Origin of the sequence: Methyloprofundus sedimenti (assembly GCF_002072955.1) — a bacterium.
GTDB lineage: Bacteria > Pseudomonadota > Gammaproteobacteria > Methylococcales > Methylomonadaceae > Methyloprofundus > Methyloprofundus sedimenti.
Window position 1 is genome coordinate 1535116 of sequence record NZ_LPUF01000001.1, and the last position, 17851, is coordinate 1552966.

Annotated in this window: 13 protein-coding genes; 9 read left to right on the forward strand and 4 right to left on the reverse strand. The window is 41.5% G+C overall.

The annotated features are described in order from the left end of the window. The first annotated feature begins 18 nt into the window (after positions 1–18). The 7 genes from AU255_RS06800 (at position 19) to AU255_RS06830 (ending at position 9333) form a co-directional block, all read left to right on the forward strand. The gene (locus AU255_RS06800; RefSeq protein ID WP_080522170.1) at positions 19–1332 is read left to right on the forward strand and encodes a DUF2254 domain-containing protein; all 1314 of its coding nucleotides are present in this window, start codon (positions 19–21) and stop codon (positions 1330–1332) included. 128 nt (positions 1333–1460) lie between these two features. After that, entirely contained in the window at positions 1461–1931 is a 471-nt protein-coding gene (locus tag AU255_RS06805) for a hypothetical protein (RefSeq protein ID WP_080522171.1), read from the forward strand. A gap of 102 nt (positions 1932–2033) precedes the next feature. Next, complete coding sequence (locus AU255_RS06810; RefSeq protein ID WP_143735872.1) at positions 2034–3401, forward strand: mechanosensitive ion channel family protein; 1368 nt, start codon at positions 2034–2036, stop codon at positions 3399–3401. A 250-nt stretch (positions 3402–3651) separates the two neighbouring features. Next, on the forward strand, positions 3652–4950 hold the full coding sequence (locus AU255_RS06815; RefSeq protein WP_198942555.1) for a phosphatidylserine decarboxylase: 1299 nt from the start codon (positions 3652–3654) through the stop codon (positions 4948–4950). A 272-nt stretch (positions 4951–5222) separates the two neighbouring features. Continuing rightward, positions 5223–7115, forward strand: coding sequence for a TIGR00341 family protein (locus tag AU255_RS06820; protein ID WP_080522173.1), 1893 nt, complete (start codon positions 5223–5225; stop codon positions 7113–7115). A 59-nt stretch (positions 7116–7174) separates the two neighbouring features. After that, the gene (locus AU255_RS06825; protein ID WP_080522174.1) at positions 7175–8341 is read left to right on the forward strand and encodes an ABC transporter substrate-binding protein; all 1167 of its coding nucleotides are present in this window, start codon (positions 7175–7177) and stop codon (positions 8339–8341) included. A gap of 185 nt (positions 8342–8526) precedes the next feature. Continuing rightward, a complete protein-coding gene (locus tag AU255_RS06830; protein WP_158083073.1) occupies positions 8527–9333 on the forward strand; it encodes an META domain-containing protein in 807 nt (268 codons plus the stop codon). A 108-nt stretch (positions 9334–9441) separates the two neighbouring features. Here the strand turns inward: AU255_RS06830 and AU255_RS06835 are convergent, their stop codons facing one another. After that, entirely contained in the window at positions 9442–10095 is a 654-nt protein-coding gene (locus AU255_RS06835; protein ID WP_080522176.1) for an SOS response-associated peptidase, read from the reverse strand. 306 nt (positions 10096–10401) lie between these two features. Between AU255_RS06835 and AU255_RS06840 the strand changes: the two genes are divergently transcribed. Together AU255_RS06840 and AU255_RS06845 are read left to right on the forward strand one after the other, a co-directional pair. Continuing rightward, on the forward strand, positions 10402–10998 hold the full coding sequence (locus AU255_RS06840) for a LexA family protein (RefSeq protein ID WP_080522177.1): 597 nt from the start codon (positions 10402–10404) through the stop codon (positions 10996–10998). Beyond that, positions 10995–12290, forward strand: coding sequence for a Y-family DNA polymerase (locus tag AU255_RS06845; RefSeq protein WP_080522178.1), 1296 nt, complete (start codon positions 10995–10997; stop codon positions 12288–12290). Before AU255_RS06840 ends, AU255_RS06845 begins: the two co-directional genes overlap by 4 nt. A 221-nt stretch (positions 12291–12511) precedes the next feature. Here the strand turns inward: AU255_RS06845 and AU255_RS06850 are convergent, their stop codons facing one another. From AU255_RS06850 to AU255_RS06860, 3 genes are all read right to left on the reverse strand, one after another. Continuing rightward, the gene (locus tag AU255_RS06850; protein WP_080522179.1) at positions 12512–12835 is read right to left on the reverse strand and encodes a hypothetical protein; all 324 of its coding nucleotides are present in this window, start codon (positions 12833–12835) and stop codon (positions 12512–12514) included. Positions 12836–13179: 344 nt separating this feature from the next. Then, a complete protein-coding gene (locus AU255_RS06855; protein WP_080522180.1) occupies positions 13180–15087 on the reverse strand; it encodes a DmsC/YnfH family molybdoenzyme membrane anchor subunit in 1908 nt (635 codons plus the stop codon). A gap of 138 nt (positions 15088–15225) precedes the next feature. Further along, positions 15226–17427: a molybdopterin oxidoreductase family protein gene (locus AU255_RS06860; protein WP_080522181.1), complete on the reverse strand. Its 2202-nt coding sequence runs from the start codon at positions 17425–17427 to the stop codon at positions 15226–15228. Between the last annotated feature and the right edge of the window lie 424 nt (positions 17428–17851).

Sequence of the window (17851 nt, forward strand, 5' to 3'; positions counted from 1 at the left end):
ATCAGGATAAAACAAAATATGAAAACTTGGTTAAATCATTTTTGGGAAAAAATGCGTAACAGCTACTGGCTTATACCGGCATCCATGTTACTCGCTGTTATTGCATTATCCTACGGCTTGCTGGCGGTTGATAATCTAGTCGATATATCCCAATATAGAGCCTTGAAATGGCTGGTTTTTTCTTCATCTGAAGGCAGTGGGGCTGTTTTATCAACCATTGCCGCATCGACTTTTTCAGCTGCAACGCTCACCTTTTCAGTCACAATGGTGACACTGAGTCTGACAAGCTCTCAGTTCGGACCTAGGTTACTGAGAAATTTTTTACGTGATCCAATTAATCAATTTACCTTCGGCGCTTTTATCTCAACCTTTATTTATTGCTTGCTGATAATGCGAGTGTTGGTCATAAACACTAATCATATTCCTAATATTTCAATATCTTTGGCGGTTGTCATGGTGCTTTTTGACGCCGCTTTATTCATTGCTTTCATACACCATTTAACGTCATCTATACAGGTTGAGCGAATTACTGCAGAAATCGGTAAAGAACTCATGGATGGAATTAACGATTTTTTACCCGATGAGTATACCGAAAATAAAAGTCAGGGTGATTTTGATGATGCCATAACCGATCAGCCATCCAGTATTATCCGGGCTGATAGTTTTGGCTATGTTCAGGCCATTAATCACCAGGCGTTAAGCGCACTGGCCGAGAGTGAAAATATTACTATCAAATTACTTTTTAAACCGGGGCAGTTTGTTCTTACAGGAGCCCCTCTGGTAGAAGTCTGGCCTGTAATACATTTAAAATCGCATATCGATAAACCCATACGCGTCTGCTTTTTAATCGGTAAAAAAACAAGCGCAGAGCAAGACCTGGAATTTACTGTACGTCAGTTAGTGCAAATTGCAGCCAGGGCCTTGTCTCCTGGTATCAACGACCCGTTTACCGCCATGACATGCATTGATTACCTGGGAGCAGGTTTGGCCTTTATTGCCACACGGAATTTGCCTGATTGCAAAATTCGCAACGAGCAGGGCAGATTGCTATTGATTAAGCATGCGATAACGTGTCAAAGCTTATATGATGCCTGCTTTATAGTTATTCGCCAAATGTGTGCAAACAATCCACCGGTAGCTATTTATTTGCTGGAAACTTTAGCACAGCTTGCTGCCATTGTTGAGCGTCAGGAAGATCAGCATGCATTGATAGAAACTGCCAAGCTTACCTTAAACTCTGCGATACCTAAATGCGAGATGGCGCATGATCAGCAAGCCATGTTGCAACGTTTTGAGAATATAAAAAAAGTGATCTCAAACAAAGCAAGTTAATCTTCCCGGCGTTGTGGCAAACCCTCAATCGTTTTACGGGAAGCGATGAATGCTATTTATTAGGTCTGAAATTATCGGTGTGCCAGCCCTTCATTCAATAAACAACCTGAAATATAAAATTAAGCGAAATGAAGAAATTATATAATTATTATGCTTCAATGATTTACTTGTTAGCTGCCGTCAGCTTATTATTCTTGTCCTTGTCAATCATGATTTGGTCGATTTACGAAGCAGTTATTTCTATGCAGGAATTTCCGGTATCCATTGCAAATCTTTTACAGTCGGTAGGTGCTATCATTATTTCGGTTGCAGTTTTGGATGTCGCAAAGTATCTGGTTGAAGAGGAGGTTCTTAGGGATAAAGAACTGCGATCGCCTTCAGAAGCCAGGAAGACCATTACTAAAATATTTGTCATCATTTCCATCGCATCGGGAATGGAAGGACTGGTTTATATATTTAAAGCAGGAACAATCGATATGGCACTATTAATTTATCCGGCATTATTAATTCTGTTTTCTTCACTTTCCATTGTATGCCTGGGAATTTATCAGAAATTAAGTATTGGCGTGGAAGAGATCATCAATGAAGATATAAAATAAATGGCTATGGAGATATTACAGACTGTTCCCTATTGGCGTACCTGGATACCCCGTAATTGCATCTCTGCCGTCCACTAACATAAACCCCAAAAGGAAATATTCGTGAAATTAATAACGAACATAGTTTGTCTTCTGTTTATATTGACTTTATCACCGTACAGTCATGCAGATGCAATCAATGATCTTTTAACTGAGAATACAGCAGCGGATAAAAGCTCAGATAACAAGATTATTTCTCTAAATCATACAGAAAAATCCGACAGGCTGATTGAAAAACGATTGCACAAAATTTATTCTGAAATGGATGATTTAAAAGGTTTACGTGTTTATGTCAGCAATGGGATTGCAACATTGGAAGGTGAGCTTGACTCAAGCGCCTCAGAGAAAAAAGCCTTGCAGTTTGCAAACCAGATGGAAGAAGTCATAGAAGTTAAAAATAATCTGCAGGTCAGCCATAATGCAACAAAGCGCTTACAAAAAACGTTTACCAAACTCACGGCTTTGGCTGAACAGGCGATCTCCAGCTTGCCTATTATATTTCTGGCTTTTTTTGTATTTTGGATCTTCTGGGTTACAGGCAGATGGGTTTCAAATAAAAACAGCCTGTACCGGCGCATTACCATTAATCCCTTTATTGCTGACTTACTGGGAAAAATAATCCATCTGACATTTATAATCATTGGCATTGTGCTGGCTCTTAGCCTGCTGGATGCAACAGCGCTATTAGGTACAATTTTAGGTGCAGCCGGTATTTTTGGCCTGGCTATTGGTTTCGCAGTACGTGACACTGTTGAAAACTTTATTGCCAGTCTGTTGTTAAGCATACGCAATCCATTTGAAGTCAATGACGTTGTTAGCATTGATAGTCACCAGGGGCAAGTTGTTCGGCTGACGCCACGGGCCACAATCCTGTTATCATTTGATGGAAATCATATTCGTATTCCGAATGCGACTGTTTATAAAGCAATTATCACTAATTTCAGTCGTAAACCGGAGCGACGGTTTGAATTTGATATTAGCGTTGGCGTTGATCAGGATTTGTCATATGCTCAAGGTCTGGTGCTGAAAACACTCGATGAAATGCCCGGTATTCTGCAAGAACCCAAATGCCAGGTCATAGTTCATGAGCTTGGAAATTCCAGTGTCATTGTCCGTATCTATTGCTGGATCAATCAACAGGAAGTCAGTCTTGGCAAAGTTCGCAGTGAGGCCATAAAAGCAGTCAAACAAGCTTTCGATGAGGCACATATCGCCTTACCCAATCCGGTTTATGACATTCATATTTCTCGTGACAAAGCAGGTTATTCAGCCAGTCACCATCAAAAAATCAATATAAATAATAAAACAGCTATCGACCATGAGATTCAGGATGTTGCTGCAGATCACACACTTACACAGCAAATAGATCAAGAAAATGTAGCCTTTAGTGATGAAAACCTGCTTGACAGTCATTCAGAAAAAGAACTTTAGAATACGCTTCCTGACCGTCTTTGATGTGATGATGTTTACCAGGAATGAGTCCTGTCTCAGAACATATGCTTCATGTCAGTTACCAGGGAAGGTGACCAAGAAAGTGAGCTTGAGAAACACCGGTTTGTAATGGGGCTAATATGATTAAATTTTGAGGTGATTTATTCAGGTATAAATTGAGGAGCAGCCAGAGTTATTTGATACGCAATATCTAATCCTGTAAAAAACAACACAATTGGAGACAAGATTTATGAAAAGAAATACATTTAAACTAAAGGTTCTTTTTGCCATTTTATTGTTAACAGGATGGCTTGTTTCTGAAAACCTGGCATTCGCTAAAGAAAACGCTCATAAGCAGGTAACTCAGGATCTGATAAGTCTGGTGAAAAATAATCCTGACATCAAGCATATGCTGGAAAAATCGATTTCCGAAGCAAAAAAAGTTAATCCAGATCTGAAAACAAATCCGGTTCAAAACCTGTCTGATTATTATGATTTTTTAGACAGTGCTTCTGAGCTTATTCCACAGAATGTACTTGAAAACCCATCTAATCTCACCCGTGATCAAATACTGCAGAGTATCTGTTACTTTTATTTTCTTATTGACCAGCCTTTACCAGAATTGAAGGATAAGGGATTATTCAATAATTCGCTTCAGTATTACGCGCCTTTTTCTAGCTGGAATCGTGCTTTTGTGAACGCATGGGGGAAATTTCTTGATACTGAAAAATCATGGAACCAACAAACATATCAAGGGTTTTATAACGACCCGCGTTTTGGCTTACAGAAAGGATGGTATGAACCCTCATCCAACTGGAAAACATTTAACGAGTTTTTTAGCAGATATCTGAAGTCTGTTGATGAACGGCCTATTGCCTCCCCGGAAGAACCGATGGTCGTGGTTGCCCCTGCCGACTCAGTACCGCAGGGCGCATGGACAATTGATAAAGACTCAAATATCAAAGTTGCCGGTGGGTTAAAAGTCAAACTGACAACTTTTTACAATGTAGATGATTTGCTGAGTGATGACAGCCAGTATAAGGGCGCCTTTGCCAATGGCGTTCTGACACACACCTTCTTGAATGTTAACGATTACCACCGTTATCATTTCGCTGTTGGAGGCATCATAAAGGAAAAGCAAAACATTGCGCAGAATGTTGCTGTAGAAGTTATCTGGAGCAAAAAGCAAAATAAATATGCTCCCATTGTTTCAACAGGCTGGCAGTTTACCCAGACGCGTGGATATGTCATAGTCGATACAGAAAAATACGGATTGGTAGCACTTATTCCAATGGGGATGGCTCAGGTTTCTTCAGTGAATTTTGAGGGCAGTGTCAAACCTGGGATTGCGCATAAAAAAGGCAGTATGCTCGGTAATTTTCTCTTCGGCGGATCTGACTTTGTGATGCTTTTTCAGGATAAAGCCGGATTTGAACTGACTGCCCGCAAGGCCAAAACAACCGTTAAAAATGCTAATCAGAAATCAGAAGACATCTATGAACATATCCTCATGGGCGAAGAGTATGGCGTCATGAAAGGGATGCAGTAATTGCCTGCTTTTCAGTTTTGCGAAGGTTTTGAACTTAATACCTGCTCCAAAGGCATAAATAATCAGGAGCATAGTAAAATTAAATGTCTGATATGGCACTCAACCGGAGCGCGATTATAATACGGTTTAGTTGCTTAGCGTTCCGTGTTGCGTCCGGTTAGTTTTGCATAATCACTTCACTGACTGGTTCGGTTATTCATTGTAAGATTTAGGTAGTAACTTAGTACCCTGATTCTGTGGCTTAATTATCGCTAGCGCATGAGAAAATAGTAATGCAAACTTATGTAAATTCCGCTCTCTTTGTTTATACAGAAAAAACCGCAGCTTTACTGGAGCCGTTGCAAAGCAATGCTTTTGGTACACAGCTTAATACCATTTCTTTTGATAGTTTATTACTCAATCCGCACGCTTCTTTAGAAGGTGTCGGGCATGTCATTATTGCGGTAGGGTTAATAGAGATTAAGGAAATTTTTAGACTGGCTTTAAAATATAATTTTAGTGTAGGTCTAATTCCCGAGAAAGGCGAAAAAAAGTTAATCAAATCATTCAATCTGCCGATTGAATCCGATAAGTGCATCGAACTTGCATGCCGTGAAAATACTCAGGCGATTGACTTGGTATTATGCAATGATAATATTTTGCTTTTTAAAGCAACTCTAGGTTGGCTACCTTTACTGGATACCAGTGCCGATATCAGCAAAGCCAGATTCCTGATTGAATCATTTAAAAAAAGTTTTAAACTCAAACTTTTAAAATTCTGTTTTACCACAGCGAAAGGGCAAAAAATAACCACCGCAGCAAGTGGCTGTATTCTTATCCAGCAACATCAGGGAAGCCTGGTATCAAAGCTTATTGAAAATGATGGTACTGTTAACGATGGTGCTATTTCGATGGTGATTTTTTCACCTATTTCGATCGTCGTGTATAGCAAAATTTTACTGCATATACTGACTTTTTCCAGGAATAAAAATCGTTTACCTCCAGGCATTGGCTATATTAAAAGCAGTCAAATTGATATTGAAACAGTCCCGGAGCTGAACGTTACAATCGATGATGTGAGTGTGACACAGACCCCTCTACATTGTGAAGTGCTGCCTAAAGCGATTCGATTGAATATGGGTGATACACTCACTAAAACCTGCCAAAAGGTAAAGGTTTATAAAGAAAGCGTAAAAATTGCTAATCTTCCTGGCGACAAAGAACTGGATCAGATAAGCCTGAAGCATATACCCATATTTGCTTATGCTTCTGAAGCGCGTTTTCGTGAGTTATTTATCTCCTTGCGAGATGATGCAAAGATGGGTTCAATTTATATCACTTTGATGATATTAAGTACTCTGTTAGCAACTATAGGACTTTTTCAGGGAAGTACAGCCGTCGTGATAGGGGCTATGTTATTAGCGCCTTTAATGGCGCCGATCGTGTCGCTTTCAATGGGTTTATTGCGCGGCAATATTGAATTACTTAAAAATTCAGCGAGTAAAATCGCGGTAGGGATTGTGCTTGCATTATTAGCATCAGCCATCATTACTCAGCTATTCCCTTATAAAATGGTGACTGATGAGATGTCTTCGCGGCTAAGTCCCTCTTTGCTGGATTTGGCGGTGGCTATTGTATCGGGCGTAGCTGGCGCGTATTCGAAATCATATAAGGAAATCATGCAAAGTCTGGCCGGGGTTGCGGTCGCTGTCGCCTTAGTACCCCCGCTTGCAGTTGCCGGTATTGGTATTGGCCGGATGGATATGAATTTCTTTTTACAGGCCTTTCTATTATTTTCCACCAACTTGATTGGCATTACTCTCGCGGCAACATTTACCTTTAGAGTGTTAGGTTACTCCCCGATAGTTTATGCCAGGCGGGGGCTGGGGATAGTGTTTGTTTTGTTTATGGTCATTGCAGTGCCTTTATATGCATCTTATGATCAAATTGTGGAAAAGATTACTTTCGAGTCAACCTTTAAGAAAAAACGTTTTTTTATTAATGGTAAATATATTATCGTTCAGAAAGTACAGCTCAACAGGGTAAATAAACCTAAAATAGTCACGGCGGAAGTTCTGATGCGCAGCACGATCACCCGAAAGGATATGCAGGAACTTAAAAAGAAAATACAACTCCATTTTCCTGGCAAACCTATTATTAGAATCTGGGTTATGTATAATTTATAAATAGAGTGTCATAAAGATTTAACCGCGATTTATCAAGCCATAGAGATTTAATATTAGCTATGAAATTATCTCATTTATTCTTTTTGTTGGCTTTGTTGGCGGTATTCTCATGGTTTATGAAACATGAAAGTACGCCACAAATTACGCCCAGTGGCCATAAGATCAAAGTAGGCGTTATTGGTCCTTTTAGCGGTGTCAATAAAGGTCAAGGTGATAGTGGGTTGCAAGGCATAAAAATCAGTCAGGCACTCTTACCTTATCTGAATAATGGTGATGCGCTGGAATTCATAATGATTGATGATAAAAATGTCTCTGAGCAATCAGTCGAGGCGCTACGTGAACTGTCGGAAAAACACCAAGTGACTGCGATTATGATCTTTTCGGATAGTAATTCTGTGTTAGCCATCGCTAAAGTTGCAGATCGATATCAAATTCCGATTTTTGCACTGATTGCTTCTCATCCAGATATTACCAAATACAGTTCTTTTGTTACGCAGTTAAATTTTGATGATACATTCCAGGCTTCGGTCGCAGCACTGTATGTGCGAGATGAATTATTACTCGATAAAGTGGCTATTGTGGCGCAGTCGAATAACGCACATTACTTATATTTAGCTAATGAATTTTCCCGGCAGTTTAGAGCTGTAGAAGGGGAAGTTACAGATACTGTCTATTTAACTACTAGCAGACAAGACTATACGGAAATTCTTCAACAAATAAAAAACACAGCTCCTGAGTTACTCTATTTACCGGTTGATATCGACGCTTTATTCGCAATCAAAACGGCCCTGGTTAAGTTAAAGTGGGATCCTGTTATCATGGTTAGTGATGGGATTATGGCTGATGTCAAGGCACAAACAAAATACCCGATGAATTTTCTTGCCGGGATGTTAGCCGTTGATACCTATTCTTATGATATGCATTTGACTGATTTAGGTAAGCAACTGAAGGCACAGATACAATCAATGGGAATAAATATGCGAAGTATCGATACGCATAGCGCACTCGGGATGGAAGGCTATGCGTTATTAGTTGATATAATGAATCAATGCCTGGAGTCTAAAAATATGCGTGCATGCATTAATGACTCAATACTCGGCATAGATCGCTTTGAAGGAATTGAGGGGCTTATTTCTTTCGATAAAACGGGTAAGGCTCACCGGTCTCTGGTAATAAACACTATTAATGATGATGCAACCATGGATTTTATAGTTCAGGTTTATTAATGCAGTGCAGGTTTCAAGCCGTTATCATAGCGAAATTAATACGCCTGCTATGTATATACAACCGTATCCATGACCGCGAAGTATAGATTTGGAATAATGAAAATCGCGATTATCACTTAACTCAAAAAACTACCATTATGCAAAAAAAATTATTGATAAGCCTTATCTTACTGCAAGGCTGCAGTATGAATTCACCAACCCAAAATACAGCGGCAGAGCAGTTAATAGAGCCGCCTGATATTCGATACGCAAGTGTAGCACCAGACAAAGATATTCAGGAAGGACAAAGGATGCAAAATCCATTAAAGGAAAATCAGTGGCAATTGCAGAGTTATTTGAGCGAGCAGGGTATGCAGTCGGCTTTAGCAGATACACAAGCGAGTATCGAATTTTCGGAACGTAAAGTATCCGGTAGTACAGGCTGTAACAGATATTTTGCAGACTATCAGCTGATAGGTGATGACACTCTGAAAATTTCCCAGACAGGTCTAACCATGATGATTTGTGTAGAAGCTATCGCGGCGCAAGAGCAGCAGTTTTTAAAGAATCTGGCAGAGATCAATTTTTATCTGTTTCAGGATCAACAATTACGACTGCTAGATGCTGACAGGGAGGTGCGTCTGGTATTTAAAATGTTACCCGCTTTAACATTAGAGCAAACTGCCTGGCAAATGACAGGTATTAACAATGGTACGGGGAACGTGGTCAGTAGTACGCAAACGGGGAAAGCCAACTTGCAATTTATCGATGGTAAGTTGCAAGGCAGCAGTGGCTGTAATGCATTAACAGCCAGTTATCAAATCAACGGCAGTGAATTATCTATTGGTCCGGTAATCAGTACGCGTAAATTTTGTGCAGAAAATGGATTAATGATTCAGGAGCAGCGGTTATTACAAGCATTAACACAAGTGTCACGCTATGAGATTCGTGCGCAGCAGCTACGTCTAGTCGATGTGAATGGTTCATTGATGCTGAGTTTAAAGCAAAAGTGATCACTTTTCGCGGATTTAATAAATCTAAAACGGTAGCCATGTACAAAAAATCAGCGTCTCTATGTTGCTAATGAGGTTGACCTCTTTAGTCTGTTTGAAGCTTGACTATTAATTCAGGCAATTCTGATCATTATGCTGGGGGTTATTGACCCAGCTACTTACCGGTTTTAGTATTATGTCCTGGTATGCATCGCTTGCTAATAGCTGCTCTGTTGTTTCCAGCGATGCCTGCTTATCCAGCCAGTCCTTGTGATGCTCGTTGGCTATGATAACGGGCATACGCTGATGTATGGGCTTGATCAGGGCATTAGCCGGTCGGGTAATAATGCTACAGCTATAAACAGTTTCTGTGTCATGTTCCCAGTATTCCCAAAGCCCGGCCAAGGCAATTAATTGACCGTCTTTACGGCTGATGCAATAAGCCTGCTTACCTTCTTGCAACTGTTGCCACTCATAAAATCCTGTTGCTGGAATAAGACAGCGACGCTGTTTATAGGCCACTTTGAAAGCAGGCTTCTCGGTCAGCGTTTCTGCGCGGGCATTGATCATGTGATTGCTGATCTTACGCTCTTTGGCCCAATGTGGAATCAGTCCCCAGTGTAGATTAACGGCTTTGTATGAGCCATCATCCAGTTTAACAACGGAGAGTATCTTTTGCCCTGGCGGAATATTGTAACTGGTTTCATAATGCGGCAATCCGTGCAACTGAAAGGTTTCTGCCAGCTGCTCTGGACTCGCAGTTAAGTAAAATCGACCACACATAAGTCCTCCTGATAACAAATACTGAGGAATAAGACGTTAATAACTTGAGCAGGAATAAAAAAGCTTTAGCTTTTTTCGTCATACACAGCAACAGCTAAAGCTATTGCACTCCTTTTCAAATGTCGAAGTTAATAAATACTTATTCCTAAGCGTTCATTGTAATATACTTCGCGCGGTTACATATGTGGTTTTCTAGCGGCTGATTTTAGCCGATAGCCGCGCGGAGTATAGATACCAAAAATAAGAGCTTGCTTGTTTTATTAAGAATACTGTACACTTTTCTAACTTAATTTTTAGGGTGTACATATGTCCGATACAGTGAACAGTAAACGCGGTGGTGCCCGCTCTGGTGCAGGGCGTAAAAAAGGCTCTTCTGTGTATGGCGAGAGTACGCGTGCTATTCGCGTGCCTGAGAGTATGCTGCCGGAGCTTAAGGTCGTGCTCGGATTACGCAAGCAAAAAGCGCGCAATACAAGCGATCATTCGGCTGTTATATTACCTGCGGAGCAACTCACTAAATTAAACATTCCGTTGTTTAATGGCAAAGTATCAGCCGGATTTCCTTCGCCAGCAGATGATTATATAGAAAAGACACTGGACTTGAATGACCTGCTGATTCAAAAACCAGCAGCCACTTTTTTTGTCCGCGCAGAAGGGGAATCGATGCTTGGTGCAGGTATTCATCCCAATGATATTTTAGTGGTAGATCGTTCGCTTGAGCCAGTTATCGGTAAAATTGTTATCTGTGCATTAAATGGAGAGCTCACGGTAAAACGCTTAAAAAGTATCGGTAAGGAAATTGTGCTGGGAGCGGAAAATCCAGCCTATGCTGATATTATCGTGCAGGAATATATCGAGCTGGTGATTTGGGGTGTGGTGACTAATGTGATTCATCCGCTGTGAACTCCTTATCTGCACCGGGTCTTATTGCTTTGGTGGATTGTAATAATTTCTATGTGAGTTGTGAGCGGGTATTTCGTCCTGATTTATGCAATAAACCGGTCGCCGTATTGAGTAATAATGATGGCTGTATTGTTGCTCGTAGCCAGGAAGTTAAAGATCTGGGCATTAAAATGGCAGTTCCTGTTTATCAGGTGCAGCACTTGATCAAGCGCCATAAGATCCAGCTATTTTCCTCCAACTATGCGCTTTATGCCGATATGTCCGAGCGGGTTATGCAATGTTTAGAGCCGTATAGCCCTCAAATTGAAGTGTATTCCATTGACGAGTCTTTTCTGGATTTAACCGCTATTTGTGAACATAGCTCTACTGCTTATGCCCAGCAGATAAAAAAATCGATATATCGGGCGACTGGTATTCCCGTCTGTGTAGGGATGGGACCAACCAAGACCCTGGCCAAGCTGGCTAATTATGCGGCAAAAAAATGGCAAAAAACCGGCGGTGTTCTGGATCTGTCTGATCCTGTGCGTAAAGAAAAGCTTATGCGTTTAGTGCCTGTCAATGAAATATGGGGAGTGGGACGACAAACAACTCAGCGACTACAGCTAATGGGCATTAACACGGCTTATGATCTGGCAATACAGCCGGTGGAAAGCATACAGGCACAATTTAATGTGGTTATTGCCAGAACAGTGATGGAATTAAAGGGTATAGCCTGTTTATCACTGGAAGATATTGCTCCGGATAAACAGCAAATTGTTTGCTCGCGTAGCTTTAGTAGACGTTTAACCCAATATCATGAACTGGCAGAAGCATTAGCCAGCTTTAGCAGCAGGGCAGCAGAAAAGTTGCGTAAACAGCACTCTGTTACTGGTTCTATCAGCATTTTTATCCGAACGAATGCGCATAATGAGAATGAGCCACAATACCAGCGCTCAATCCGTATGGTGCTCAATCAGGCAAGCAGCGATAGCAGAAAAATTATCAGCATAGCAAAAAAACTGCTCCAGGAAATTTTTAAAACAGGTTATCGCTACCAGAAATGCGGCATTACCCTGGGGCACATCCGGCCAGCAGCAATATCTCATCAGGCAGATCTGTTTGAATTGTCAGGTCATCAGCAGAATAAAGCCAGTCAGTTGATGCTCACGATGGACAACATTAACCAGCGTTTCCCCAAAGGTATTGCTATTAGTGCAACGCATATGACAAATAGCTGGCAAAGCCCGGTAGAGTATCGATCCAGGCACTATACAACGAACTGGGATGAACTCCCGCTGGTAAAATGCCATTAAAAAACAGGAGTAAGAAAATAGATTGTTATTTGCAAACCCCTCTGAAAGCGTGTTGATTTTTTAGTTTAAAATAGCCGTCAGTTGCCGGCCAGGAACAGCCGGTAATATCAATATCTCAGAGCAAGAATCAAGAAGCTTACAGCGCATGGTGGAGACAGGAAAAGTGAAAACTATAAAAATCAAGCTGTCTGAGCCTCTTGATAACTTAGTAAGGTTTATGGTTAAACGGGTTGATTGGTGGGTGCTGTTGACTTTTTTGCCGCATCTTCAGCAACGGTGTTAAGGAGTAACATTCTATTAAAGTTAGCCATTGTCAAACCTAAGCATTTATTGCGTAAATCGACCCGTGATGACTTTATCCGTTTACCGCCACCTGACTCACTAGGCGCGTCTAGCTTTTCCTGGCTCAGCCATTCTTCGAGCTGCTGCTTGTTATTGAAAACGATACACTCGCCCGCAATGGACACGTTGCCAGATTGCTTATGTGGCTTACCTGTCGTTGTGTTATCGCTACCGAAATATCTAAAACCGTAATATTGCTTCATTGTCTTACCTCATTATTATTTTGATTAATTATAACAGCTCGGCAGGATGCGGTGAGGGACGAACCGCATCAATCGAAAAACATAACGGCTACATTTAAACTATAACGGTCTACTGCAGATTTTAATAGCCTGGAGCTACCTGGTTTTTTTACGATAAATATGGCCGAACACCATGGTTATGTAAAGCGTGGGAAGTCGCCTGAAACCGGGTAATGGCATTAATTTATCGGATGTGGCGGCAGGTGAAAACACGACTGATGCGGTTCGTCCCTCTCACCGCATCCTACGTGCTGTAGTTATTGTATATAAAGCAATAATTTTTCGTCAAGTTGCGTAAAAACAGACTATTTCTTACCAAAAATCCACAGTACATGGGCAAACATATCCTTGATGGAGTTTTCTTTTATAGTTTGCATTAACTCGCCTACTTTAAACGCATGATGTCTTTGATAGACAACACCGACTTGTTGTGCCTCGGCTAATCCCGTTTCACGGGCATGATCAACAAAGCCGTCATTTTTCCAGAAGAATGCACCCGGCATCGTGGTTGGAATAACCAGTACAAAGAATAACGAGCGACCAAAGGCGGCCATGACAATCATGGCAAGCGCCAATAGACCTGCTAAGACCAAACCTGATACACCCGATAAGCCTGTATAAATAATACTGCCAGCAACAATCAAACTGAAAGCTAATAAACCGTTGCGTAACAGATAGGATTTACCATATTGCGTGATTTGACGGTAATAAGAGGCAGCGCCTTCGTTTTCAATCGCCTGCATATCACGGGCATGAATAATATGACCCATGCTCTCGATGATTAAGCCGGCGGTGATGATTATTGCCAGTGTTTGAATCAGTCCACCCAGCGTTGATAATGGCAAAAAGATGAAGCTGACGGCAGCAATAATAAGCGCACCAAAACTAAGCGTGGAGCCTAAAAAGGCGGTTCCTGTTTGCAGGTGGTTCCAGAAAGGTCGTGCTGGAATACGGTATAGCTTATACATAAAATATAAACCTATAGGACCACTGACAATTGCCAAATAAGCAAACATATCGGCAACCAGGTTGAGCATAGATATATCGAACAGTGCAAAAAAAGCATAGCCGAGTAAACCGGTGTAAAACATCGATACACCTGCAATTTCACGACTGACAGGCGAGAGCCTTAAGTTATTAAAACCACGGTAAAAACGGTGCGGTTTACCCAAATGCATGTTTAATTTAAAGAGTCCAATGGTGCTTAGTACAAAAATCGTAGCGACCAGGCTTATATGGATAGCATAATCTTGTAATAGAGAAAAACCTGGCAGTCCGATAGCTGGGCCTATTATCAGCATTAAAAAAGCACCCACAGTCGCCTGGGTAAACAGCGTAAAAATCACATGCGCACTTTCATGGCTGGTGAGTAGTTTGCGCAGGTTCCAGTGTTTTTCATGGCCCATTTTCTCATCCACAACAGCTTTGTATTTGCCTGCGCTGTCGTCTTTATGATATTTCAGCGGCATTGAATCAGTGCGTGTCATTTCACGATGGTTCTGCTTTTTTTGCTGAAAGCGAATATTGGGGTTGGTGATATCGGTAGTAGGAAAGCCAGGGATTTCAGCGATGGCCTGATCACGTTTTTCAGGGATATTTTCAATCACGCCAAAATCCAGGGCATTGCCCAGACAGGCACTGACACAAGAAGGTTTTAAACCAACTTCCAGACGGTCAACACACATATTACATTTACTGACTTCTCCTTTTACCGGATCAAGCTGGGGAGCATTATAAGGACAAACCCAGGTACAGTAACCACAACCAAAACAAATATCGGGGTCTTGTAGTACTGCGCCATATTCGGTAAATTTGGTATAAGCACGTGTCGGACAACCGGTTAAACATACCGGATCATCGCAGTGATTACAGGCCATGGATATATTAAGCCGCTGGTAATCAGGATAGGTACCGCCTTCAACATAGCCGACAGAACGAAAAGCGATATGCGCCGGATTATCATTTTTTTCACTGCATGCCGCTTCGCAGGCGTGACAACCGATACAGTTATCTGCATTGAGGAAAAACCCATGTTGCTTATTCCGGTTAGGGTTCTCCCCTATGCCATCATCACCATTGATATTGAGGCTTTTGTTTCTACGTTCGTCGCCTTCTTCGGTGAGTTCAATATTTTTTCCATAGCGATTCTTTTCTTTGGTTTCTTTATCCCAAAGGTAGGCATATTCAGGTTCGTCACTTCTTACTTTAATCATTTGTTGTTCTCGTTCCCATGTTCTGCGTGGAAATGCGTGTTTAGACGCTCTGCGTCCCGGAGCGTAGTAGCACTCCTGTATGGATTCCCACACGGAGCATGGGAACTTGCAAATAGCGGGTAAAAAATGCAGCTAATATTAAAAACTACGCGATTCTTTATTAATCCTGGCAGCTTCTTCCTGATTGATATGCTCAATACGTACTGCTGATTGTTTGAATGCAGGCTGTCTTGAATGAGGGTCTAATAAACCCAGTGTTAAGCGATTAACACAATCAAAAAAGTGAAAAGGGATAAACACCATATTCCTGGGCACTCGCTGGGTCAGCATCACCATGACCACAGCATCACTGCGTCTGGAAACAACGCGCACATAAGTCTGATGTAATATCCCTAAATCAGCCGCTGCATCAGGATTCATCTCCATAAAAGGTGTCGGACTGTATTTATTGTTGTTACCGATTTTTCCGGTACGCGTTCGGGTGTGAAAATGTTCAACCAAACGTCCAGAATTTAACCAGAAGGGATATTGTTCATCAGGTATTTCGTTATTATCAATAAAGGGCAGGGGAATCAGTTTAGCCAATCCATCTGCATAGCGGAAAGTAGCTGGCTCAGTATATAAACGTTTGCCACCTTGAGGAGGCTGTTCACCGTTATTAGCCTGTTCTTCGGTATAAGGCCACTGAATGCCACGATTTTTTTCAATCAAATCATGCGTCATCCCCGATATATCTACTAACCGGCCTTTAGATAAATGACGCATTTCCTCAAATACGTCAGCAGGTTTATAAGGGAAAGTCATTTTTTCCGATCGCTCAAACTGCTTGGCAATCTCATTAAAAATATGCAAATCTGTTTTGGTGTTTGCATAAGGCTCTTTTATCTTGCGCACAATATTGACGCGTCTTTCAGTATTGGTAAAACACCCCTCTTTTTCAGCCCAGATGGCAGCAGGCAAAAAGATATGCGCATATTCTATGGTTTCAACATCCTGATAGCTGTCTTGAACCACTAAACATTCCAGTTTCTCCAGTGTTTTACGTATCCGCGCGGTATTAGGCATGGAGGTCATTGGATTGGTGCCAATTAGCCATAGTCCTTTTATGGCACCGGTTTCAATGGCAGGGAAAATATCCGTTTGAGCCATACCGCGTTTTTTAGGGAAGAATTCAGGGTCAACATTCCAGAATGCGCCGATTTCTTCACGATCCTGTTTATTTTCCAAGGCACGGTAACCTGGTAAACCTGAGCATGATGACCATTCACGGGTGCCCATGGCATTACACTGTCCGGTAATCGATAAACTGGTGCCGCCGGGTTTGCCGATATTACCAGTCAATAAACTCAGGTTATTCAAGCCAACCACACCATCAGAACCATGAGTACTCTGATTAATGCCCATCGTCCAGATATTCATCGCAGCACCTGCTTTGGCATAAAGCCGTGCGACATGGCGAATAGTATCCTCATCAATCCCGCAAATTTTTGCGGCACTGATTGGATCATAATTTTGCACTTCTTTTTGCAGTTGTTCGAAGCCGTTAGTATTGGCTTTTATATAGTCTGTGTCCTCAAGACCTTCAGCCAGAATCACATGCATTAAAGCATTTTGCAGCACCACATCAGTGCCTGGCGTAATTGCCAGGTGCATATCTGCATTTTGTGCCAGCATGGTCACGCGAGGATCAATGACAATTAATGGAAAGCCGCGTTTTTCCTGAGCTTCTTTCATGCGCCAGTAGATAATAGGATGTTGCTCTGGAAGGTTAGAACCCCAGGCAATTAGACAGTCCGTATGCTCAAAATCTTCATAACATCCGGGCGGTCCGTCAGAGCCAAATGAACGTTTATAACCGGATACGGCTGAGGCCATACACAAGGTGGTATTGCCATCATAGTTATTGGTACCAATAACACCACGAGCCAGTTTTCCTAAGGTATAAAAACCTTCAGTCAGAATTTGTCCGGTGGATACGATGGCAAATGCATCACGCCCATAAGTTGACTGGATGCGCTTGATTTCGGCAGCCATTTTAGCGGTTGCATCATCCCAGTCTGAATTTTGCCAAGGGTCATGAAAATCATTGCGGATTAACGGCGTTGTGCCTCGGCCCGGCGATTCAAATAATTCATGTTCAAAAATCCCTTTTAAACAAAGCTTGCCTTGATTGACATCAGCACCACCCACACCACGGGAAGAAACAGGTATACCGTCCTGATTAGTGCCGATTTCAATAGAACAGCCAGTAGAGCAATAGCCGCAGGTTGAATAAGTCCACTTTTCAACTTTTTTATCTGCAATAGTAATGGGATTTTTTTTATTACGACCGAATAGCATAATATTTCTATGTTTATAATGAAATCATTGCAGATAGCAGTGACACATGGTGAGGTTACTCAGTTGCCTTTTAAAAAAAAGTGCCTGCCCTTTTGCAGGGCAAGCACTCAAGCTCAAGGAAAAACTAAAGGAATAACGAGGTACATTAATTCAAATGCAATAGCTATGCCAATATAATTGCGTGTGTATCTAGTTGTTTTATATGGAATAAAAATAGAAGGCTTGTTAGCAGGTAATAATCGTGTGATTTTTTATGTCTTAATTTGGTGCAATAATCACATTCTTGGTGCGATGGATTGTTGTCAATATTCAATATCAGACAACCTGAACTCACGATAGTTTCTTGATATTACATTAATCATGGGCGAGGCAAACCTTTGGCCTAGTTCCCATGGTCTCCGTGGGAATTCATACGGGAACGCTC

What these genes read in the sequence shown, in the direction of transcription:
- AU255_RS06860 (WP_080522181.1), bottom strand. Translation starts at nt 17,427, where the DNA reads ATGCTATTCGGTCGTAATAAAAAAAATCCCATTACTATTGCAGATAAA.
- AU255_RS06840 (WP_080522177.1), top strand. Translation starts at nt 10,402, where the DNA reads ATGTCCGATACAGTGAACAGTAAACGCGGTGGTGCCCGCTCTGGTGCA.
- AU255_RS06815 (WP_198942555.1), top strand. Translation starts at nt 3,652, where the DNA reads ATGAAAAGAAATACATTTAAACTAAAGGTTCTTTTTGCCATTTTATTG.
- AU255_RS06820 (WP_080522173.1), top strand. Translation starts at nt 5,223, where the DNA reads ATGCAAACTTATGTAAATTCCGCTCTCTTTGTTTATACAGAAAAAACC.
- AU255_RS06805 (WP_080522171.1), top strand. Translation starts at nt 1,461, where the DNA reads ATGAAGAAATTATATAATTATTATGCTTCAATGATTTACTTGTTAGCT.
- AU255_RS06800 (WP_080522170.1), top strand. Translation starts at nt 19, where the DNA reads ATGAAAACTTGGTTAAATCATTTTTGGGAAAAAATGCGTAACAGCTAC.
- AU255_RS06855 (WP_080522180.1), bottom strand. Translation starts at nt 15,087, where the DNA reads ATGATTAAAGTAAGAAGTGACGAACCTGAATATGCCTACCTTTGGGAT.
- AU255_RS06825 (WP_080522174.1), top strand. Translation starts at nt 7,175, where the DNA reads ATGAAATTATCTCATTTATTCTTTTTGTTGGCTTTGTTGGCGGTATTC.
- AU255_RS06850 (WP_080522179.1), bottom strand. Translation starts at nt 12,835, where the DNA reads ATGAAGCAATATTACGGTTTTAGATATTTCGGTAGCGATAACACAACG.
- AU255_RS06835 (WP_080522176.1), bottom strand. Translation starts at nt 10,095, where the DNA reads ATGTGTGGTCGATTTTACTTAACTGCGAGTCCAGAGCAGCTGGCAGAA.
- AU255_RS06830 (WP_158083073.1), top strand. Translation starts at nt 8,527, where the DNA reads ATGAATTCACCAACCCAAAATACAGCGGCAGAGCAGTTAATAGAGCCG.